The sequence below is a fragment of the Gemmiger formicilis genome (assembly GCF_900167555.1).
GTDB lineage: Bacteria > Bacillota > Clostridia > Oscillospirales > Ruminococcaceae > Gemmiger > Gemmiger formicilis.
Genome location: NZ_FUYF01000019.1, coordinates 16,131 through 36,143 on the forward strand (window position 1 = coordinate 16,131; position 20,013 = coordinate 36,143).

General features: G+C 56.6%; 18 protein-coding genes and 1 pseudogene. 11 read left to right on the forward strand and 8 right to left on the reverse strand.

All coding sequences use genetic code 11. The features are described 5' to 3' along the window. Positions 1-26 precede the first annotated feature (26 nt). From B5D32_RS11980 to B5D32_RS12000, 5 genes are all read left to right on the forward strand, one after another. Positions 27-1,421 carry a uracil-xanthine permease family protein gene (locus tag B5D32_RS11980; protein WP_078785252.1) on the forward strand — a complete coding sequence of 465 codons (1,395 nt, stop codon included), beginning with the start codon at positions 27-29 and terminating at the stop codon, positions 1,419-1,421. A 273-nt stretch (positions 1,422-1,694) separates the two neighbouring features. After that, positions 1,695-2,330, forward strand: a complete 636-nt coding sequence (locus B5D32_RS11985) for a class I SAM-dependent methyltransferase (RefSeq protein WP_078785253.1) — start codon at positions 1,695-1,697, stop codon at positions 2,328-2,330. A gap of 2 nt (positions 2,331-2,332) precedes the next feature. Continuing rightward, on the forward strand, positions 2,333-2,983 hold the full coding sequence (locus tag B5D32_RS11990; RefSeq protein WP_078785254.1) for a class I SAM-dependent methyltransferase: 651 nt from the start codon (positions 2,333-2,335) through the stop codon (positions 2,981-2,983). Next, positions 2,970-3,746: an alpha/beta fold hydrolase gene (locus B5D32_RS11995; protein ID WP_078785255.1), complete on the forward strand. Its 777-nt coding sequence runs from the start codon at positions 2,970-2,972 to the stop codon at positions 3,744-3,746. Before B5D32_RS11990 ends, B5D32_RS11995 begins: the two co-directional genes overlap by 14 nt. A 117-nt stretch (positions 3,747-3,863) precedes the next feature. Next, positions 3,864-4,571: a ZIP family metal transporter gene (locus B5D32_RS12000; RefSeq protein ID WP_143402752.1), complete on the forward strand. Its 708-nt coding sequence runs from the start codon at positions 3,864-3,866 to the stop codon at positions 4,569-4,571. Between the two features lie 58 nt (positions 4,572-4,629). Here the strand turns inward: B5D32_RS12000 and B5D32_RS12005 are convergent, their stop codons facing one another. Further along, the gene (locus tag B5D32_RS12005; protein ID WP_078785257.1) at positions 4,630-5,541 is read right to left on the reverse strand and encodes a hypothetical protein; all 912 of its coding nucleotides are present in this window, start codon (positions 5,539-5,541) and stop codon (positions 4,630-4,632) included. Positions 5,542-5,690: 149 nt separating this feature from the next. On the opposite strand from B5D32_RS12005, the pseudogene B5D32_RS12010 reads away from it, so the two are divergent. After that, positions 5,691-5,924, forward strand: a pseudogene (locus B5D32_RS12010) (LamB/YcsF family protein); the annotation flags it as partial. A gap of 245 nt (positions 5,925-6,169) precedes the next feature. On the opposite strand, the gene malQ reads toward B5D32_RS12010, so the two are convergent. From malQ to B5D32_RS12035, 6 genes are all read right to left on the reverse strand, one after another. Beyond that, a complete protein-coding gene (gene malQ, locus B5D32_RS12015; RefSeq protein WP_078785259.1) occupies positions 6,170-7,651 on the reverse strand; it encodes a 4-alpha-glucanotransferase in 1,482 nt (493 codons plus the stop codon). A gap of 49 nt (positions 7,652-7,700) precedes the next feature. Continuing rightward, positions 7,701-7,967 (reverse strand): substrate-binding domain-containing protein, encoded by a 267-nt coding sequence (locus B5D32_RS15720; RefSeq protein ID WP_338108544.1) that lies wholly within the window; start codon positions 7,965-7,967, stop codon positions 7,701-7,703. Then, positions 7,879-8,706, reverse strand: a complete 828-nt coding sequence (locus B5D32_RS12020; RefSeq protein WP_338108545.1) for a LacI family DNA-binding transcriptional regulator — start codon at positions 8,704-8,706, stop codon at positions 7,879-7,881. The genes B5D32_RS15720 and B5D32_RS12020 overlap by 89 nt, the downstream gene beginning before the upstream one ends. 33 nt (positions 8,707-8,739) lie before the next feature. After that, on the reverse strand, positions 8,740-9,588 hold the full coding sequence (locus tag B5D32_RS12025; RefSeq protein ID WP_078785260.1) for a carbohydrate ABC transporter permease: 849 nt from the start codon (positions 9,586-9,588) through the stop codon (positions 8,740-8,742). After that, a complete protein-coding gene (locus B5D32_RS12030; protein WP_078785261.1) occupies positions 9,588-10,439 on the reverse strand; it encodes a carbohydrate ABC transporter permease in 852 nt (283 codons plus the stop codon). The genes B5D32_RS12025 and B5D32_RS12030 overlap by 1 nt, the downstream gene beginning before the upstream one ends. Before the next feature lie 129 nt (positions 10,440-10,568). Further along, positions 10,569-11,936: an ABC transporter substrate-binding protein gene (locus B5D32_RS12035; protein ID WP_078785262.1), complete on the reverse strand. Its 1,368-nt coding sequence runs from the start codon at positions 11,934-11,936 to the stop codon at positions 10,569-10,571. A 734-nt stretch (positions 11,937-12,670) separates the two neighbouring features. Here B5D32_RS12035 and B5D32_RS12040 point away from each other — a divergent pair. The 5 genes from B5D32_RS12040 to B5D32_RS12060 all read left to right on the forward strand — a co-directional run bounded on the left by B5D32_RS12040 (position 12,671) and on the right by B5D32_RS12060 (position 18,553). Next, entirely contained in the window at positions 12,671-14,137 is a 1,467-nt protein-coding gene (locus B5D32_RS12040) for an aminotransferase class I/II-fold pyridoxal phosphate-dependent enzyme (protein WP_078785263.1), read from the forward strand. A gap of 15 nt (positions 14,138-14,152) precedes the next feature. Next, a complete protein-coding gene (gene speE, locus B5D32_RS12045) occupies positions 14,153-15,010 on the forward strand; it encodes a polyamine aminopropyltransferase (RefSeq protein WP_078785264.1) in 858 nt (285 codons plus the stop codon). Continuing rightward, positions 15,010-15,867 (forward strand): agmatinase, encoded by an 858-nt coding sequence (speB, locus tag B5D32_RS12050; RefSeq protein WP_078785265.1) that lies wholly within the window; start codon positions 15,010-15,012, stop codon positions 15,865-15,867. The genes speE and speB overlap by 1 nt, the downstream gene beginning before the upstream one ends. Before the next feature lie 218 nt (positions 15,868-16,085). Beyond that, on the forward strand, positions 16,086-17,345 hold the full coding sequence (locus B5D32_RS12055) for a saccharopine dehydrogenase family protein (protein WP_078785266.1): 1,260 nt from the start codon (positions 16,086-16,088) through the stop codon (positions 17,343-17,345). After that, on the forward strand, positions 17,345-18,553 hold the full coding sequence (locus B5D32_RS12060) for a carboxynorspermidine decarboxylase (protein WP_078785267.1): 1,209 nt from the start codon (positions 17,345-17,347) through the stop codon (positions 18,551-18,553). Before B5D32_RS12055 ends, B5D32_RS12060 begins: the two co-directional genes overlap by 1 nt. A 202-nt stretch (positions 18,554-18,755) precedes the next feature. On the opposite strand, the gene B5D32_RS12065 is transcribed toward B5D32_RS12060, so the two are convergent. Further along, positions 18,756-19,952: a cation:proton antiporter gene (locus B5D32_RS12065; RefSeq protein WP_078785268.1), complete on the reverse strand. Its 1,197-nt coding sequence runs from the start codon at positions 19,950-19,952 to the stop codon at positions 18,756-18,758. Between the last annotated feature and the right edge of the window lie 61 nt (positions 19,953-20,013).

The following is a 20,013-nucleotide window of genomic DNA, read 5'->3' on the forward strand; positions in this document are numbered from 1 at the left end:
ATAGGTTTTATCTGAGGAGTTGTGGAATGAAGAAAAACGATCTTTCCCCCGAAGCCTTCCGCTTTGAAGGCAAGATGTCCCTGAAGCAGGCACTGCCGCTGGGCATGCAGCATGTGTTGGCGATGTTTGTCGGCAACCTTACGCCGCTGCTTATCATCACGGGCGCCTGCGGCCTGGCCGGCGGCGAATTTGCCGACCTGCGCGTTACGCTGCTGCAGAATGCCATGCTTGTGGCGGGCATTGTCACACTGGTTCAGCTGTATTCCATCGGCCCCATCGGCGGCAAGGTGCCTATTATCATGGGCACCTCCTCCGGTTTCATCGGGGTATTCAGCTCGGTCGCAGCCTCGATGGGCGGCGGCGTACTGGCCTACGGCGCGATCATGGGCGCGTCCCTGATTGGCGGCCTGTTTGAGACCGTGCTCGGCTTTTTTCTGAAGCCGCTGCGCAAGCTGCTGCCCTCTGTCGTTACCGGCACGGTGGTGCTTTCCATCGGTCTGAGCTTGATTTCGGTCGGTGTAAACTCCTTCGGCGGTGGCAACACCGCGCAGGATTTCGGCTCGGTCGAAAATCTGCTGCTCGCCATCTTTGTGCTGGTCGTCATCTTGATCTGCAAGCACTCCGGCAGCACCTTTTTGAATTCCTCCTCGATTTTGGTGGGCATCATCTGCGGCTACATTGCAGCGTTTCTCATGGGTCTTATTCTGCCTACCACGGCGCTGAACGCCGAGGGCGTTGCCTACACCAAGGCATGGGTGCTGAACTGGAACAAGGTGGCCGAGGCCAAATGGTTTGCATTGCCCGAGCTGATGCCGGTCAAGCCGGTGTTTGATATGCGCGCGATCGCACCGGTCATGATTATGTTCATCGTCACGGCGGTCGAAACCGTGGGCGATATTTCCGGCGTTATCATGGGCGGCATGGACCGCGAGGCCACCGACACCGAGCTGTCCGGCGGCGTCATCTGCGATGGTATCGGTTCCAGCTTTGCCGCACTGTTCGGCGTACTGCCCAACACCTCCTTCAGCCAGAATGTCGGCCTTGTCAGCATGACCAAGGTCGTCAACCGCTTTGCGCTGGCCACCGGCGGCATCTTCCTGATTCTCTGCGGTCTGGTGCCCAAGCTGGGCGCGCTCGTCTCGATCATGCCGCAGTCGGTGCTGGGCGGCGCAGCTGTCATGATGTTCTCTTCGATCGTGGTGAGCGGTATTCAGCTCATCACCCGCGAGCCGCTGACCCCGCGCAGCCTGAGCATCGTCTCTGTAGCGCTCGGTCTCGGCTATGGCATCGGTGCCAACAACGGCATCCTTGCACACGCACCGCAGATGATCTCTCTGGTATTCGGCGGCTCTGGCATTGTGCCCGCCGCACTCGTTGCCATCCTCTTGAATCTGGCCATTCCCAAGGACGAAAACGGCTAAAGTAAGCTTTTCTCAATAGCGGGCAGTGTAAAGCGCACTGCCCGCTATTGATTTTTTGTTGAAATTCAAACGCACAAAAGCACCTTTAGCACCCTATTGACATTTGGGTGCCAGACTGCTATTATATGACCGAAATATCGTAGAATCGTTGCTGGTGCGCCGTTTTGGCTACAGGCAGCTTTTTTACGATCCAACGGTTAGATTATTCTAACGTGCATATACAAGCTACCATGCTGCCGCTGGGCAGCTTTTCAAATAAGCAGCAGTTAGTTGATGCAAACCAAGGAGCTGAGCATTACGAAAAAGAATTTTTGGGACAGAAATGCAGCAAGGTATGACCGCTTTATGCGCAAGAACGCAATAGCCTATGATCAATTATATGCATTGCTTCGCCCTGCTGTCTGGCACAAAACCGTTTTGGAGGTAGCCACCGGCACAGGGCAGGTGGCAAAACATCTCCTGTGTTCTGCCGACCACATTGAGGCTACCGACGCCTCCGCAGCGATGATTGCGCAGGCAAAGCGGGGCAATTTTTCCTCCAAGCTGTATTTTTCCGTGCAGGATATGTTCCATCTGCCTTATGCTGACCAGTCCTTTGATGTTGTCATTGTCTCCAATGCACTGCACATTGTGCCACACCCTGAGAAAGCCCTTATCGAGTTTCGCCGTGTGCTTAAAAACGATGGCACGCTGATTGCTCCTACCTTTACCCATGCAGAGAATTCCCATTGGGGAAATCTTCAGGCCCTTGCGCTGAAAATTGCAGGCTTTCCGCTGCACAGCAGATGGACGAGTGCTGCGTATCTGGCATTTTTGCAGCAAAACGGCTGGACCGTTTGCAAAAGTGTTGTTTTGCAGAATTCCATACCACTTACCTACGCAGAGTGTAAAAAATCGAAAGGAGAATAACAATGTCATTTTTTGAAAATACAAGAGACCCCAAAGGCTTCGGCGGCAGGCTGATGGTCACCATGATGAACCTTGCCCACACCCCCGTGGCGCTGTGGGGGCTTCACTTTCTGCATCTTGCGCCGGACGCAAAGGTGCTGGACTGCGGCTGCGGCGGCGGAGCGAATATCAAACGGCTGCTGAAAAGGTGTCCGCGCGGCATCGTAAAGGGTGTGGATTACTCCGCTGTCAGCGTCGAAAAATCCCGCCGTCTCAATGCAGAGGCGATCCAAAGGGATCGCTGTGTCATCTGGCAGGGCAGCGTGCAGCGCATCATTTTTGCCAGCGATTGGTTCGATGCAGTCACCGCGTTTGAAACCGTCTATTTCTGGCCGGACCTTGCAAAATGCTTCCGGGAGGTTTGGCGGGTTTTGAAGCCGGGCGGCACCTTCCTCATCTGCAATGAAGTCAACGGCGACACGGACAAAGACAAAAAATGGACAGAAATCATTGATGGCATGACCATCTACAAGGATACTGAGCTGAAAGCATATCTTGAGCAAGCGGGCTTTTGTGACATTGCGGTACACAAAAGCAAAACAGGCTGGCTGTGTTTGACCGCCGTAAAGCGAAGTGACTGTGGCTGCGGGAGGCAGGAGAATGAAGGTTTATGAATTTGGGGCGGATACCGCTCCGGTCATTTTGCTGCTGCCCGGCACCTGCTGCCACTGGAAAAGCAACTTTGGCCAAGTGATCCCTCTGTTGCAGCGGGATTTTCGCGTACTTTGCGTCAGCTATGATGGCTTTGACGAAACAGAAAGTAACGAATTCCCGACAATGCTTGCAGAAACCGAAAAAATCGAAGCCTACATCCTGAAAAACTGCGGCGGGCATATACGGGTCGCCTACGGCTGCTCTCTGGGCGGCTCTTTCGTGGGACTGCTGGCAGCACGGAAAAGCATACATATGGACTACGGTATTCTGGGCAGCTCCGACCTTGACCAATGCTCCAAGCTCGCGGCCAAATTACAAACGAATCTTCTCCTGCCGCTGATTTATCCGCTGATTCGGGACGGACAGTTCAAGAGTCGCTTTCTGCAGAAGCGATTAGAAAAGTGCTCCGCGGAGAAGGGGGACTATGTCCGCGCTTTTATGGCGATGTTCGGTGCTGCACGCCCCTATGTGACGATGCAAAGCTGTAAAAACCATTTTTATTCCGACCTCATCACGCCCTTGCCGGAGGGAATTGATGTTCCCGGTACGGAGATTCATATTTTCTACGCGCTGAAAATGGGAGCGAAGTATCGCGCGCGTTATCAGCAGCATTTTGCGCACCCCGTAATTTATGAGCAGGATCTGCAGCATGAGGAGCTGCTGGCCTGTTACCCTTACAAATGGGCACAGCTTGTCAAAAGCATCATTGAACAGGGGGTATAAAGTACCTGTGTTTTTGTGTATATACCATAAAAGGAGGCGACTTCATTGACGGAAACTTTTTGGGGGATTCTGATTCCCTTTTTGGGTACATCGCTGGGTGCAGCATGCGTATTTTTTATGCGGCGCGCTCTGGGAGATCTAGTGCAGCGCTCACTTGCAGGCTTTGCCGCCGGTGTGATGGTGGCGGCATCGGTCTGGAGCCTGCTGATCCCGGCAATCGAACAGTCGGAGAAGTTGGGACGGTTCGCCTTTTTCCCGGCGTTTGCCGGATTTTGGTTCGGCGTGCTGTTTTTGCTTGCTCTGGATCATCTGATACCCCACCTGCATGTCGGCAGTGAGGAGGCTGAGGGGCCAAAAAGCAGGCTGGGCCGCACTACGATGATGGTGCTGGCAGTGACCCTGCACAACATCCCGGAGGGCATGGCAGTCGGTGTGATGTACGCCGGCTTTCTCGCAGGCAGCGCGCAGATCACCGCGGCGAGCGCGCTGGCCCTGTCCCTCGGCATAGCCATCCAGAATTTCCCGGAGGGCGCCATCATCTCGATGCCCCTGCGCGCCGAAGGGGAGAGCAAGGGCAGGGCCTTTGCAGGCGGTGTGCTTTCGGGCGTGGTTGAGCCAATCGGCGCAGTGGTGACGATTTTGGCCGCGCAGCTTGTGATACCGGCATTGCCTTATCTTTTGAGCTTTGCTGCGGGCGCGATGCTCTATGTCGTGGTGGAAGAGCTGATTCCCGAAATGTCACAGGGACGGCACTCTAACCTTGGCACAGTATTCTTTGCTGTGGGCTTCAGTGTGATGATGGCGCTGGATGTGGCACTGGGGTAACAGGAGCCTTACAACGCAGAAAATGCAAACAGCTTCACCCGGCCCGATACAAAGTCAGTCAGAAAAGGTCCAGCATGGTATCCAGATACAACTCCTCGCGGACAGCCAGCTGATATTCCGGCTTGGTCAGGTAGTGAAGCAAAAATTCAAGGATCAGCGCACTGCCAAGGCCGCGCCCCTCGATCTTGAATTGGGTGAAGCCCCTCGGCAGGTAGGTATCCCGGATGGCCTTGATGCCGATAAAGCCGGGGTTCGCCATCGCTCGGGAGAAGCGATACCCGTCCGCTGCGCCGGGGGCGCTGCAGTAATGCTCCGGGCCGGGCAGACCCAGATTTTTGCGGCTGACGGCCTCATAGCAGGCTCTGCGTTCCGTGCATCCGAACCAGCAGCACTCATTGCAGAGGAACTCCACCTTGTCCTTCTGGGACTGGGGCAGCGCTGCAAGTCGGTCAAATGCTCGGTTCAGCCGGAAATCCGGCACGACATAGCGAAACTCGGGCCGTGCCAGTTCCCGCTGTAAATCGTTGAAGTCTGTCAGCACTTTTGTGGTTGAGGATACAAGATACAGCGATGGATAGTTCTTTTTCAGGTACTGCGTCAGCAGCTCAGCATGAACGATGGCGCCGTTTTGCGGGTCATTTTGTTCCTGAAACAGTCGGCAGAGCGCATTGCAGTCCGGGTCTGTGAGATGCTCCGGGCGCAGTAATGAATTGCTGAGTGTCAGCCGCGCCGAGATGCCGTATTCACGCGTCAACGCCAGCACCTCGCGTGGGGTGCGGTCACTGTACTCGACCCGTCCGCCCGCCCATAAGCAGTCAGACGGTGCGCCGTAGATCGAGCCGATGGCGCACCAGTCGTAAAAATACTCCCGATGCGCACAATAAAGCGGCAAAAACGCCGCATACAGGTCATAAAATTCAAACAGACCTGGCAGATGAAACAGGGCTGTGCCCTGGTGAGGTGTTTCCATAGCGGGGACCTTTCCTGGCCGCACAGGCGGCCCGATGGGATATATTTATTATACCAGCAATCCTGCCGGAATGCAAAGCGAAACGCCGGGGTATATGTTTGTGACCGACGTAAAAAACACATTGCTGAAATACTAAGGGGGATGTTGCAATGCCGTCCATTGATTTAAACTGCGACCTGGGCGAGAGCTTCGGCGCGTACACCATCGGCATGGATGCCGAAATTTTGCCCTATGTGACCAGCGCGAACATCGCCTGCGGGTTTCACGCGGGCGACCCGTCCGTGATGCAAAAGAGCGTTCTGCTGTGCAAAAAGTACGGCGTACAGGTGGGTGCACACCCGGGACTGCCGGATTTGCAGGGCTTTGGCCGCCGCAGGGACAACAGTTTCAGCATTTTGATTGTAGGCAGAAAGCAAGATGGGGAATGAACCTATCGGAAGAAGGTAAAGCAGCGCTAAGCGGCAGGATCTGTCCTGCGTCCCTGCCGGGGCGCAGGAATTTTTTTGTCAATAAAAATGCCGTTGTATCGTGTGATACAACGGTTGAATAATTTGAATGCAGCCTTGATGTGTTTAGGCAGCGGATCCTGCACGGAGGACGAGCCGACACCATAGCACGAAGGATGTTTTCATTCCGGCAAACGCCCGTACAGTTCCATTTCACTGTGCAGCTTTTTGGCCAGCCTCGTGTTAAAGACACCGGGTTCGGCACGCCAGCACCAGTTGCCGCCCAGAGTGGACGGCGTGTTCATGCGGGATTCATGCCCAAGGCCCAGCAGATCCTGTGCCTGCACGACAGCCAGGTCGGCAGCACTGGACCAGATGCCGCGCATCATGCCCCAGTGATAGCCCTCTTTCTTCGTCAGATTCAGGTAGCGCACGGCGCGCGCCACGTCCTCAGGGGCGGCGGTTTCCATCCAGCCGTTCACAGGCTCGTTGTCGTGGGTGCCTACATAGGCAATGCAGTTCTTGGGGTAGCTGTGGGGGCGGTAATCGCCGCCGTCACGGCTGTCAAAGGCAAACTCCAGCACTTTCATGCCTGGATAGCCGCATTGCTTCAGCAGGGCAGTGACATCTTCCGTCAGGAATCCCAAATCCTCGGCGATGATGCGCGGGCTGCCCAGCTTTTTCTTTATGGCAGCAAACAGCGCATAGCCGGGGCCTTCGCGCCAGCGGCCGTTCCGGGCGGTTGCTTCCCCGTAGGGGATAGCATAATAGCCCGCAAATCCGCGGAAGTGGTCAATGCGAACCACATCATAGATGCTGCACATATGTTTGATGCGCCGCACCCACCATGCGTAGCCGGTCTTGGCCATGGAGTCCCAGTCGAACAGTGGGTTGCCCCACAGCTGGCCTGTGGCGGAGAAACCGTCCGGCGGGCAGCCTGCCACCTCGGTGGGCAGCAGGTTCTCGTCGAGCTGGAACTCCTGCGGGCAGCTCCACACATCGACGCTGTCCAGCGCCACATAGATGGGAAGGTCGCCGATGATGCGGATTTCCTGCTGGTTAGCGTAGTGCTTCAGCGCCTGCCACTGACTGTAGAACATAAACTGTACAGCCTGCCAGAACGCCACATCGTTGGCGTACTGCTGCCGGGCTGCTGCCAAGGCAGCGGGCTCACGGCGCCGCAGCGGTTCTTCCCATTCCAGCCAGCAGGCTCCGTTGTGGGCGTCCTTCAGCGCCATGAACAGCGCGTAGTCGGGCAACCAGAAGTCGTTTTCCTTCACAAAGCGGCGGTAGTCGGCACCGGGCTTTGCCAGCAGACGTTTGGCTGCACAGCGCAGCACTGCGTAGCGTTTTTCGTACATGACGCCGTAGTTGATGCAGTCGGGGGTGCATTCCCAGTCGATGGACGCATATTCCTCCGGCAGCAGCAGTTCCTGCTTTGCCAGATCGTCCAGATCGATAAAATACGGGTTGCCCGCAAAGGTCGAGAACGACTGATAGGGACTGTCGCCGTAGCTTGTGGGGCAGACGGGCAGAATCTGCCAGTATGCCTGCCCGGCCTTGACCAAAAAGTCCACAAAGCTGCGCGCGGCTGCACCCATGGTACCAATGCCGTAAGGCGAGGGCAGACTTGAAATGGGCATCAGAATGCCGCTTGCTCTCATCAGAGAACCCCTCTTTCTTTTGATAGTAAGCAGCCGGGATATCTTTCCTTCACAGTTCACGCACGCTTTCTCCTTCGGTCAGATCGAAGGAGACGATCTCGTGCACGGCATTGCCGGGTTTTTGGATGTTGTGGAGCAGGATCCGCGCCGAACGCCGCGCCAATTGCTCCATATTCTGCCGGATGGTCGTCAGCCGGGGCACACTGTACTGTCCCAGCGCAATGCCGTCAAAACCTGTGACGGAAATATCCTGCGGCACACACAGCCCGTGATCCCGCAGCGCACGAATTGCGCCAAGCGCCATCAGGTCGGACATGGCAAACACTTGCCGTAATGTCGGGGCTGTGCTTTAAGAGATACTCCATTGCCTCATACCCGCTGGAAAGCGAGAACCGCGCATACGCATACTGCTTTTCCATGTCAAACGGCAGACCAAGGCGCAGCATAGCACCCTGACAGCCGGCCAGACGGGCGAGACTTGGACGGGAAAGATTGGGCTTGCCACCGATGATTCCGATGCGGCGGTGCCCTTTTTTGTACAGATATTCGATCATCGTGTCCGATGCAGCCATATCGTCTACGGACACACTGGACAAATTGCGGATGCGCAGGGATGCCGCGCTGTTTGTCAGCAGCAGGCAGGGGATACCCAGTGCCTCCAACTCCGGCGTGAAGTATTCCGGATTTGAACCGAGAAACAATATACCATGGGGTTTGCGCTCTGTGCAGATGCGTCGGGCCTGCGCAACCTCGTTGGCTTCCTCGTCAATATAGTAGACCGTCGCAACGTAGCCGCTTTCCTCAATGATCTGCTGCAGCGGTTCCAAAATGCCGGCAAACAGCATATTCTGGGTGCCCTTCACAATCAGTGCGATCCCATCGTTGGTCTGCTGCTTCAGATGCTTGGCGTTGGCGTTCGGTTCATAATTGTGGCGGTTTACGATTTCCAATATTTTTTGACGGGTTTCTGCACTGACGCCGGGGGCGTTATTTAAAGCTCGTGAGACGGTCCCGACCGCATAGCCGGACTCCCGCGCGATGTCTTTGATGGTCATTTGCCAATCCTCTTTCTTGAAGAAGTGTCAAATTTACCCCTTGACAGCACCGGCGACCACGCCATCGATAATATATTTCTGGCAGATCAGGTACAGCACGATAACAGGCAGCACCGTAATCATGATGCAGGCCATCATGGGTGCCATCTCCACCTTGCCGTAGCTGCCGCGGAAATACTGGATCGCCATAGGAATCGTGCGGAAGGTCTTGATGTCCAGCACCAGCGTGGGCAGCAGATAGTCGTTCCAGACCCACATGGTTTCCAAAATGGCGGTAGAGATCATCGTCGGCTTCAAAATCGGGCAGACGACCTTGAAGAAAATCTGGATGGGATTGCAGCCGTCGATCATAGCGGCTTCTTCAATAGCAATCGGCATGGATTTTACAAAGCCGGTGAACATGAACACCGCAAGTCCCGCGCCGAAGCCCAGATAGATGATGCAGATGTTGTAGGGGTTATTCAGCTTTAAGGTATCAGCGGTTTTTGCCAGTGTGAACATGACCATCTGGAAGGGGACAATCATGCTGAATACGCACAGATAGTACATACCTTTGGACAAGGTGTTCTGCACACGGGTGATATACCATGCGCACATGGAGCAGCACAGCAAAATCAGTGCCACAGACGAAACCGTGATCACTAAACTATACCAGAAAGAGGACAAAAAGTCCATTTCCTGAATGCCATAAATGTAGTTTTTCAAGCCGACGAAGGTCTCGGCGTTCGGCAGATCAAAGGCGTGGCTCGTCGTGATGGCACGCTCGGTCTTGAGGGAGTTCATCAAAATCATGAACACCGGGTACAGCCAGGCGATACACAGGATCGTGAACAGAACGGACAGTACCGTGTTGATGCGGCGGTCTTTTTTAGTAGCACCCATTATGCCTGCACCTCCTTAGAGCGGGTAAAATGCAGCTGGAGCAGCGAAATAACGACCACAAACAGGAAGAAAACGACGGCCTTGGCCTGACCGATGCCCTTCCACTGGGGTCCGGAGCGTGCGTAAAACGTGTCGTAGATGTTGTAGGCCAGCATCATGGACTGCTTTGCAGGCTCACCGGCTGTCAGCGAGAGGTTCTGGTCGAACAGCTTGAAGGAGTTCGTCAGCGTCAGGAAGGTGCAGATCGTCACGCTGGGCATGACCATCGGGATTTTGATTTTGAACAAAATCTGGCTGCTTGTTGCACCGTCAATGCGTGCGGCCTCCACCAGATCCACCGGCACATTCTGCAAACCGGCAATATAGATGATCATCATGTAGCCGATCTGCTGCCAGCACATCAGGATGATCAAACCCCAGAAGCCGTAGGTGGCATTCAGCGCCAGCAGCGACTTACCCCAGGAGGACAGCAGACCGTTGAGCAGGATCTGCCAGATATAGCCCAGCACGATGCCGCCGATCAGGTTCGGCAGGAAGAAGATGGTGCGGAAAGCGTTGGTGCCGTGCATACCGCGGGTGAGAAGCAGCGCAATGGCGAAGGCCAGCACGTTGATCAGCAGGGTGGACACGACGGTGAACGCCGCTGTGAACCAGAACGCATGGGTGAAGGTGTTATCCGACCAAATCATTGCGTAGTTGCTTAAGCCCACAAACTGCACATTTTTGACGGTGGTGAACTTGCAGAACGACAGCCCTGCACCCCAGATAAACGGCCAGACAAAGCCAATAATAAAGGCGATGAGGGTCGGCAGTACGAAAACAGGCCAATAACGTCGAATGGCTTTTTCCATAAGTATGCTCCCTTTGTTGTAATTTTTGTTTTCTGCAAAAGAAGCGGGGCGGGCGAAACCGCCCGCCCCGCTAACCGGTAATACTAGGTAAGGAGAAAAAGCTTTCAGTGTAGAGAAAACAATCTTATGTTATGCAGCAGCGTTCAGAGCGGCCTCAGATGCCCAGCCATCGACGAAAGCGGTGACGACATCATCCCAGCTGCCGGTACCGGCGGCGTAAGCGGTCAGAGCAGAACCAACACCGTTCTTCCAGTTCTCGGAAGGCATGGTGGAGAAGTTCCAAGCCACAGGGGTCTTGCCGGCGGCGGTCATTTCCTTATCGGCCTTGACGAAGACGTTGGGGGACTCGACAGCATTCTTGAAGGGGATAACGAAGCCCATGTCGTTAGCCATGGCCTTGGTGCCCTCGTCAGAGGAAACGCACCAGTACATGAAGTCGAGCGTTGCGTTGATGTCGTCCTCGCTGGCTTCCTTGTTGACGCACCAGTAGTTCTCAGTGCCGGTGCACAGGCCCTGGTTGGCTTCATCGCCGACGCCAATGTAGATGGGCAGCATGGTCAGATCGTCATCGGTGAAGGGCTTGCCATCGCCGACGAGGTTGGTGTACTCCCAAGAACCATTCTGGAAGAAGACAGCCTCATCGTTCAGGAACTCGTTGCGGCTGTCGTCGCCGGTCTTGCCAGCCAGTTCAGTAGGATCGCAGGTGGAGTTGTTGATGTACAGGTCGAAGATATTCTTGTAGTTGTCGAGATAGGTGCCCTTGATGGCGTCGGTGTTGTCGATGCCGTCCTCCTGATACTCGAAGTAGATGGGCAGGTTGGCCAGATGGGTCTTGTAGCGCCAGTCAGAGGAGCCGTCCATACCGGCGGAGGTGAAGGCAGAGAAGCCCAGCTCGTCCTTGCGGGCGGTGATGTCCTCGGCCACCTTCTTCAGGTCGTCGAAGCTCTTGATGTCGTCAACGCTGTAGCCGGCCTTTTCCAGCAGGGTCTTATTGGTGATCAGGCCGTAGCTTTCGATAACGTAGCCGATGCCCAGCATCTGGTCGCCGTCTTTCAGGGCGTAGGTGTCACTGGTCAAATCGCCTGCGATCTTGGTCCCGCTCAGGTCGTAGCAATAGTCCTTCCAGTTGGCCAGGCCGACAGGGCCGTTGACCTGGAACAGGGTGGGCGCATCGCTCTTGGCCATCTCGCTCATCAGGGTGGTCTCATACTGGCCGGAGGCGGCGGTCACGACGGTGACGGGAACACCGGTCTCCTCGGTGTACTTCTTGGCCAGATTCTGCCAGGCTTCGTCCTGCTCGGGCTTGAAGTTCAGGTAGTAGACCTTGCCGGCTGCATCAGTGGTTGCCTCGGTAGAAGCGGCAGTGGATTCAGCCTTGGATTCGGTGCTGGTACTGGTAGAGGAAGCAGCCGTAGAGGAGCTGCCGCCGCAGCCTGCCAGCAGACCCGCAGCCATAGCAGCTGCCAGAGTCATCGAGAGTGTCTTTTTTGCGTTCATGTTTTTTCCTCCTTCTCAAGAAAAACAATGATTTGCAAGGGTGTTGATTTGTTTCGTCGGAAACGTTTCCGTTTCGGATTGATCTTATAATACACCTTTCCGGCGCAATAATCAATCGTTTTTTGCGATTTACTGCAAAATCGGCCTGATGCACAAATTTGCACCCCCTGTTTTTGTGGAAAAGTTCCAAAAATAGTGACAAATTTAGCGGAAACGATTCCGTAGCCGCACGACAATCTTTGAGAATTGCAGGAAAACCCCTCTATAAATTATTTTTCACCAAAATATTGACACAGCAATTTTGTCATGTTATACTTTCTTAGATTTTGAAAGACGAATCGAGTTTGTAAGAGTTTTTCAAAGCAATTTACCTACGGACCGCCCATCGGGGGCTAAGGCCATACGGACAGCCGGGTCCACTGCCGATCGGCAACTTTGGTTGCCTTATTGATTGAGTTAAAAGCTCAAATTTTATAAGTTGGTTCCTTTACAACCATGAAATTGCACGTTTTGGTGTGCAGACTTGTGAAACGGTCAATAAAGAGTAGTAAAAGTGTAATTGCTATATAGACTCTGACACGCTCAGCCTTTTTGAATCATGCAGGACGCTCTCCCGGTGTGGTACCGGGGGTTTTCGGCCTGTGCAAAAATACGCTGGATTCAAACGCAAGTCTGCACGTATGTGCACGGCTTGCGTTTTTTATTTTGCAAGGGGACCGCGAACGGAGGTAAAAATGAACGGAGAAGCAAAGCGCACCCGGCTGGACCAGCGCCGCGCACCCATCCATGAAGCGCTGGAAAACTTCCGCCGTATGCGCGTCGTGCCCTTTGACGTGCCGGGCCACAAGCGCGGGCGCGGCAACCCGGAGCTGACCGCGTTTCTGGGCCAGCAGTGCGTCGGCGTGGACGTCAACAGCATGAAGCCGCTGGACAATCTCTGCCACCCGGTTTCGGTCATCCGCGAGGCCGAGGAGCTGGCCGCCGATGCGTTCGGCGCGGCACACGCCTTTTTAATGGTGGGCGGCACGACCAGCTCGGTACAAAGCATGGTGCTGACCGCCTGCAAGCGCGGGGATGAGATCATCCTTCCGCGCAACGTGCACCGCAGCGTGCTGAACGCGCTGGTGCTCTGCGGTGCGGTGCCGGTCTACGTCAACCCGGAGGTGGACAACCGCCTCGGAATCAGTCTGGGCATGAAGCGGGAGCAGGTGGCCAAGGCCATTGCAGAGCACCCCAACGCCGTAGCCGTGCTGGTGAACAACCCCACTTACTACGGCATTTGCAGCGACCTGCGCGCCATTGTGCGGATGGCCCACGATGCCGGGATGCTCTGCCTGGCCGACGAAGCCCACGGCACACACTTCTATTTTGGCGGCGGGCTGCCTGTCTCTGCCATGGCGGCGGGCGCAGATATGGCCTCCGTCTCGATGCACAAGAGCGGCGGCAGCCTGACCCAGTCCAGTCTGCTGCTGACCGGCCCCAATGTCCACGCGGGCTATGTGCGGCAGATCATCAACCTGACCCAGACGACGTCCGGCAGTTACCTGCTCATGTCGAGCCTTGATATTTCCCGCCGCAATCTCGCATTGCGCGGGCGGCAGGTGTTCCATCAGGTGGCCGATATGGCCGAGTACGCCCGCGAGGAGATCAACGCCGTGGGCGGGTACTATGCCTTCGGCAAGGAGCTTTGCAACGGAAACTCTGTTTTTGACTTTGATACAACAAAACTCAGCGTCCACACGCTGGACATCGGTCTTGCGGGCATTGAGGTCTATGACATCCTGCGCGACGAGTACGACATTCAGATCGAGTTTGGCGACATCGGCAATATACTGGCTTATCTCTCCATCGGTGACCGCCCGCAGGAGGTCGAGCGCCTTGTCAGCGCACTGGCCGAAATCAAACGCCGCTACCACACCGACGGTGCGGGCCTGTTGAGCCAGGAGTACATTGACCCCGAGGTCGCCGCCAGCCCGCAGGAAGCGTTCTACGCCCCCAAGAAGAGCCTGCCCCTGCGCGAGACCGAGGGCATGGTGTGCAGCGAGTTCGTCATGTGCTACCCACCGGGCATCCCGATTCTGGCCCCGGGCGAGCGCATCACCGCTGAAATTTTAGACTATATCGAGTACGCCAAGGCCAAGGGCTGCAGCATGACCGGACCGGAAGACCCCGACATTCTGCGCCTGAACGTGCTGGCCTGACAGGGAGGTTTTACAATGGAAATGTGGTTTTCGGAGTTTCACACCCCCGATGTCAAGCACAGCATCCGGGTCAACCGCCAGCTTTACTCCAAGCAGAGCGACTATCAGCGCATCGACATTTTTGAAACACCGGAGTTTGGCCGCGTGCTGACGCTGGACGGCAACGTCATGCTGACCGAGCGCGACGAGTTCATCTACGATGAGATGATCACCCACGTGCCGATGTCGGTACACAAAAACGCCAAGGATATTCTCGTCATCGGTGCGGGCGACGGCGGCGTTGTGCGGGAGCTGACCCGCTATGACCGCGTGGAAAGCATTGACCTTGTGGAGATGGACCCGCAGGTCATCGAGGCCTGCCGCGCCTACCTGCCCGGCAACGCCTGCCGCATGGATGACCGCCGCGTACATATTTATTACGAAAATGCGCTGAAATTCATCCGCAAGTGTGAGGACGAGTACGACTTGATCATCGTGGATTCCTCCGACCCGTTCGGCCCGTCGGAGGGGCTGTTCACCCGCGAATTTTACGGCAGCTGCTTTAACGCTCTGCGCGCGGACGGCATCATGGTCAACCAGCAGGGCAGCCCGTTCTATGCCGAGGACGCCACCGCCATGCAGCGCAGCCACCAGCGCATTGCCAGCACCTTTCCCATCAGCAAGGTGTATCAGGCGCACATCCCGACCTTTGCGGCGGGGTACTGGCTGTTCGGCTTTGCCAGCAAAAAATATCATCCCATCAACGATATGGACGCCGATGCGTGGAACGCGCTGAACATGCGCACCCGCTATTACACCTCCCGGCTGCACGTCGGGGCGTTTTATCTGCCCGCTTTCCTTGAGGAAATGCTGCGGGAAGTGGAGGAACACTGATGCTGCATCGCAATGTTGAAAATTTCATCGGCTGCGACAGCAGCTACCGCACGGCCAGTATCGTTTTGTACGGTGCACCGTTTGATTCCACCACAAGCTACCGTCCCGGTGCGCGCTTTGGCCCCGCGGCCATGCGCCACGAAAGCTACGGTCTGGAAACTTACAGTCCCTATCAGGACAAGGACCTGACCGATGGGAATGTGTTTGACAGCGGCGACCTGGAGCTGTGCTTTGGTTCCAGCGAGAGTGCCCTTGTGGACATCGAGTCCCGCGCGGCGGAAATTCTGCGCGACGGAAAGCTGCCGCTGCTGCTGGGCGGCGAGCACCTTGTCACGTTGGGCGCGGTGCGCGCGGCGGTGCGCAAATATCCCGATTTGCATATCGTACATTTTGACGCCCACGCCGATCTGCGGGAGGATTACCTCGGCGCGCAGCTGAGCCACGCCTGCGTGCTGCGCCGCTGCCATGATTTGGTCGGTGACGGGCGCATCCACCAGTTCTGTATCCGCAGCGGTGACCGGGAGGAATTTCAGTTCGCCGCGCGGCACACCGATATGCACAAGTTCGACTTTACCGGCCTGACCGAGCTGACCGACTGGCTGTGCCAGACCGATGTGCCTGTCTATCTGACCATTGATTTGGACTGCCTCGACCCGTCGGCCTTCCCCGGCACGGGCACGCCCGAGGCGGGCGGTGTCAGCTTTTTGCAGCTGCTTGGGGCCATCCGCACCGTGACGAAAGCGAACATCATTGGCGCGGACGTGAACGAGCTGGCACCCATGCTCGACCAGAGCGGCGTTTCCACGGCCACGGCCTGCAAGGTGCTGCGGGAATTGCTGCTGGCACTGGAAAAGTAAGCAGCCATCCCTGTAGGGAGCGGCGTCCTCGACGTCCCGCGGAGGGGTCAAGCCCCCTCCCTACATTCTCAACCTTATCGGGGGAGAGGATGTAGGGGCGGATTCCATATCCGACCGGGAAAGCTGCCGCTGCCACAAACGGGCACGGGCGAACAATGTTCGCCCCTACAAAGCATCCATACACAGCATACAATAAAAAAATACAAAGGAGTTCCATCATGAGCAAAGTTCTTGTTATCGGCTGCGGCGGCGTGGCAAGCGTCGCCATCTCCAAGTGCTGCCAGGTCAGCGACGTCTTTACCGAGCTGTGCATCGCCAGCCGCACCAAAACCAAGTGCGACGCGCTGGCCGCCAAGCTGGCCCCCACCACCCGGACCAAAATCACCACCGCGCAGGTCGATGCCGACGACGTCCAGCAGCTGTGCGACCTCATCAACAGCTACAAGCCCGACCTCGTCATGAATATCGCCCTGCCGTATCAGGATCTGACCATCATGGACGCCTGCCTGGCCTGCGGCGTAAACTATATGGACACTGCCAACTACGAGCCGGAAAACACCGACGACCTCGCGTGGCGTGCCATCTACGAGAAGCGCTGCAAGGAGGCCGGCTTCTCCGCTTACTTTGACTACAGCTGGCAGTGGGCGTACAAGAAAAAGTTTGAGGACGCCGGCCTGACCGCGCTGCTGGGCTGCGGCTTTGACCCGGGCGTGACCCAGGCCTACTGCGCCTACGCCGCCAAGCATGAGTTCGACTCCATCGACACCATCGACATCCTCGACTGCAACGGCGGCGATCACGGCTATGCGTTCGCCACCAACTTCAACCCCGAGATCAACCTGCGCGAGGTCTCCGCCCCCGGCAGCTATATGGAGAACGGCAAGTGGGTCGAGATCCCGCCCATGAGCATCAAGCGCGAGTACAACTTTGACCAGGTCGGTCAGAAGGATATGTACCTGCTGCATCATGAGGAAATTGAGTCTCTTGGCAAGAACCTGCCCGATGTCAAACGCATCCGCTTCTTCATGACCTTCGGACAGAGCTACCTTGACCACATGCGCTGCCTGGAGGATGTGGGCATGCTCTCCACCACGCCCATCAACTACAACGGTCAGGAGATCGTACCCATCCAGTTCCTGAAAGCGCTGCTGCCCGACCCCGCCAGCCTCGGTCCCCGCACCAAGGGCAAGACGAACATCGGCTGCATCTTCACCGGCAAAAAGGACGGCAAGGACAAGACCTACTACATTTATAATGTGTGCGACCATCAGGAGTGCTACCGCGAGGTCGGCAGTCAGGCCATCAGCTACACCACCGGTGTGCCCGCGATGTGCGGCGCGCTGATGATGCTGACCGGCGAGTGGACCAAGCCCGGCGTCTACACGGTGGAGGAGTTCAACCCCGACCCGTTCCTCGACGCGCTGGACAAGTACGGCCTGCCCCGCAGCGAGAACCATGACCCGGTTCTCGTGGACTGATGGCGCAGCGCGACGCACGGCCGCCGTTTGCGGCCATCGACGGCGCAGTGCCGCCGGAATTTTCCGCCCTGCCCACGCCCTGTTACCTGCTGGATGAAGCGGCCCTGACCCGCAACGCGGAGATTCTGGGCGGGCTGGCCCGTCGTACCGGGTGCAAGGTGCTGCTGGCGCAAAAGGCGTTCAGCAACTACGATTTGTATCCGCTGCTGGCGCAGCACCTCGCGGGCACCGAGGCCAGCGGCCTGTTTGAGGCGCGGCTCGGCGCGGAGGAAATGCCCGGCAAAGAAGTGCACGTTTTCTGCGCGGCCTACCGCGCAGATGAAATGGACGAGCTGCTGCGGTACGCCGACCATATCGTCTTCAACTCGCCCGCGCAGCTGGCAAAATTTGGCCCCGCGGCCAAGGCGGCGGGCAAAAGTGTAGGACTGCGCATCAATCCCGAGTGCTCGACCCAGGACGGCCACGCGATTTACGACCCCTGCGCCCCCGGCAGCCGCTTGGGCACGACCCGCGCCCAGTGGGACGCGGCAGCGGCAGAAAATTCTGCCCTGCCCGGGCTGTTGGACGGCCTGCACTTTCACACTTTATGTGAGCAGGACGCCGATGCGCTGGCCGTGACGCTGGACGCAGTGGCAGAGAAATTCGGCGATTTGCTGCCAAAAATGAAGTGGCTGAACTTCGGAGGCGGGCATCACATCACCCGCCCCGGCTACGACATGGCCACTTTGGAAAAGTGTATCCGCCGCGCCCGGAATGACTGGGGCGTGACGGTTTATCTGGAACCCGGCGAGGCCTGCGCCCTGAACGCAGGGTATCTCTTGACCCGCGTGCTGGACGTGGTGCAAAACGGCGATACGACGGTTGCCATCTTGGATGCCAGCGCCGCCTGCCATACACCGGACGTGATCGAGATGCCCTACCGCCCGCCGCTGCTGGGGGCAGGGGAACCCGGCGAAAAACCCTGCACTGTGCGGTTGGCCGGGCCGACCTGCCTTGCGGGAGATGTCATCGGTGATTACAGCTTTGACGCTGTGCCTGCCGTGGGAGATCTGCTGGTGTTCGGCGATATGGCCATTTACACCACCTGCAAGAACAACACCTTCAACGGTATGCCCCTGCCCGGTATTTACGCCCGCAAGCCCGACGGCACTACGCGGAAAATCGTGACGTTCGGATATACAGATTTCAAATGTCGGCTGGGAAAATAAGCTGCGATACATGCAAAGCGCCCACCGGCAGGCCGTTGCTGCGCCGTATTATCTCGCATTTTCGCATATTTTGCCACAAAAGAAGCTGCTCACTCCGTAGGGAATGAGCAGCTTCTCACTTTTAAGCCTGCTACCAGGGCTTTTCTTTCATTATGGGTCATCCGGCACCGGCATTGGCTGACAGGCAGGGGCTATGCAGCGGTCACTTTTTTGCTTCACTTGGATGGGGGACAGGGGGCATTTTCGTGAACAGCGCTTTCAGCGCCAGCGGCGTGGCGACGCTGGAAACCACGATCAAAAGGATGACCGCCGTAAAATAAACAGGCTCGACAACGCCGACCTCAAGGCCCTTCTGGGCCACGATCAAGGCGACCTCGCCGCGGGTCATCATGCCGACACCGACTTTAAGTGAGTCTCCCCAGTTGAAACGGCAGGCTTTGGCCGCCAGTCCGCAGCCGATGATTTTTGCCAGCAGGGCAACGAGAACGAAGCAAACACTGAACAGCAGAATCTCCGGCGTCAGTCCGCTGATGTCGGTCTTTAAACCGATGCTGACAAAGAAAATCGGCGCAAAAATGACATAATTGCTGATGTCGACCCGGCGCTCCACATAAGCGGCGTCGTGCAGCGTACAGAGAACGATACCGGCAATGTAAGCGCCGGTAATATCCGCAATGCCAAAGTATTTCTCGGCAATATAGGCCATTGCAAAGCAGAATGCAAGGCTGGCAATCGTTATGCGCTGCGTATGAGGATTGCGGGAATCCAGCCATTTCATGGCGCAGTGGAACACATAGCCGATACCAACGGCAACCAGAAAGAACAGCGCGGTCTGGACCAGCACGCCGCCGATACCGGTGCCCTCACCGGAGCTGGCACCCAGCACACAGGTCAGCACGATAATGCCGATGACATCATCAATGACGGCAGCGCTGACAATGGTAGTGCCAAGGAAGCTCTTTAAGTGGCCCAACTCCTGCAGCGTTGCCACCGTGATGGACACGCTTGTTGCGGTCATAATCGTGCCGATAAACAATGCGCGGAAGAATTCCGGGCTGCCGATTGCCGAAAAGCCGTAGAATACGCTGTAGAGCAGCGTACCGCCCATCAACGGTACAAGCACACCGATGCAGGCAATCAGCGTGGCAATAGGCCCGGCCCGCATCAGTTCTTTCAGGTTGGTGCCAAGTCCTGTGGAAAACATCAGCAGCACAACACCGATTTCAGCAAAAACGGAGATCGTGTCGTTGATCTGCACCAGATTGAGCAGACAAGGCCCAATCAGCAGACCGGCGAGAATTTCACCGACCACCTGCGGGGCCCTGCACTTGCGGGCAGCCAGGCCAAAAAACTTGGCGCTCAGAATAATAATTGCCAATTCACGGAAGATGGAATACATACATGTCATCTCTCTCAATTTACTTTAACCCATCCTTGTTATAGCACTTCTGCCAGATTTT

Excerpts from the sequence above, each read along its gene's own strand:
- B5D32_RS12025 (WP_078785260.1), bottom strand. The coding sequence starts at position 9,588 with ATGGGTGCTACTAAAAAAGACCGCCGCATCAACACGGTACTGTCCGTT.
- B5D32_RS11990 (WP_078785254.1), top strand. The coding sequence starts at position 2,333 with ATGTCATTTTTTGAAAATACAAGAGACCCCAAAGGCTTCGGCGGCAGG.
- speE (WP_078785264.1), top strand. The coding sequence starts at position 14,153 with ATGGAAATGTGGTTTTCGGAGTTTCACACCCCCGATGTCAAGCACAGC.
- B5D32_RS12030 (WP_078785261.1), bottom strand. The coding sequence starts at position 10,439 with ATGGAAAAAGCCATTCGACGTTATTGGCCTGTTTTCGTACTGCCGACC.
- speB (WP_078785265.1), top strand. The coding sequence starts at position 15,010 with ATGCTGCATCGCAATGTTGAAAATTTCATCGGCTGCGACAGCAGCTAC.
- B5D32_RS12035 (WP_078785262.1), bottom strand. The coding sequence starts at position 11,936 with ATGAACGCAAAAAAGACACTCTCGATGACTCTGGCAGCTGCTATGGCT.
- B5D32_RS11995 (WP_078785255.1), top strand. The coding sequence starts at position 2,970 with ATGAAGGTTTATGAATTTGGGGCGGATACCGCTCCGGTCATTTTGCTG.
- B5D32_RS12065 (WP_078785268.1), bottom strand. The coding sequence starts at position 19,952 with ATGTATTCCATCTTCCGTGAATTGGCAATTATTATTCTGAGCGCCAAG.
- B5D32_RS12000 (WP_143402752.1), top strand. The coding sequence starts at position 3,864 with ATGCGGCGCGCTCTGGGAGATCTAGTGCAGCGCTCACTTGCAGGCTTT.
- B5D32_RS12005 (WP_078785257.1), bottom strand. The coding sequence starts at position 5,541 with ATGGAAACACCTCACCAGGGCACAGCCCTGTTTCATCTGCCAGGTCTG.
- B5D32_RS12060 (WP_078785267.1), top strand. The coding sequence starts at position 17,345 with ATGGCGCAGCGCGACGCACGGCCGCCGTTTGCGGCCATCGACGGCGCA.
- B5D32_RS15720 (WP_338108544.1), bottom strand. The coding sequence starts at position 7,967 with ATGTCCGACCTGATGGCGCTTGGCGCAATTCGTGCGCTGCGGGATCAC.
- B5D32_RS11985 (WP_078785253.1), top strand. The coding sequence starts at position 1,695 with ATGCAAACCAAGGAGCTGAGCATTACGAAAAAGAATTTTTGGGACAGA.
- malQ (WP_078785259.1), bottom strand. The coding sequence starts at position 7,651 with ATGAGAGCAAGCGGCATTCTGATGCCCATTTCAAGTCTGCCCTCGCCT.
- B5D32_RS12040 (WP_078785263.1), top strand. The coding sequence starts at position 12,671 with ATGAACGGAGAAGCAAAGCGCACCCGGCTGGACCAGCGCCGCGCACCC.
- B5D32_RS12020 (WP_338108545.1), bottom strand. The coding sequence starts at position 8,706 with ATGACCATCAAAGACATCGCGCGGGAGTCCGGCTATGCGGTCGGGACC.
- B5D32_RS12055 (WP_078785266.1), top strand. The coding sequence starts at position 16,086 with ATGAGCAAAGTTCTTGTTATCGGCTGCGGCGGCGTGGCAAGCGTCGCC.
- B5D32_RS11980 (WP_078785252.1), top strand. The coding sequence starts at position 27 with ATGAAGAAAAACGATCTTTCCCCCGAAGCCTTCCGCTTTGAAGGCAAG.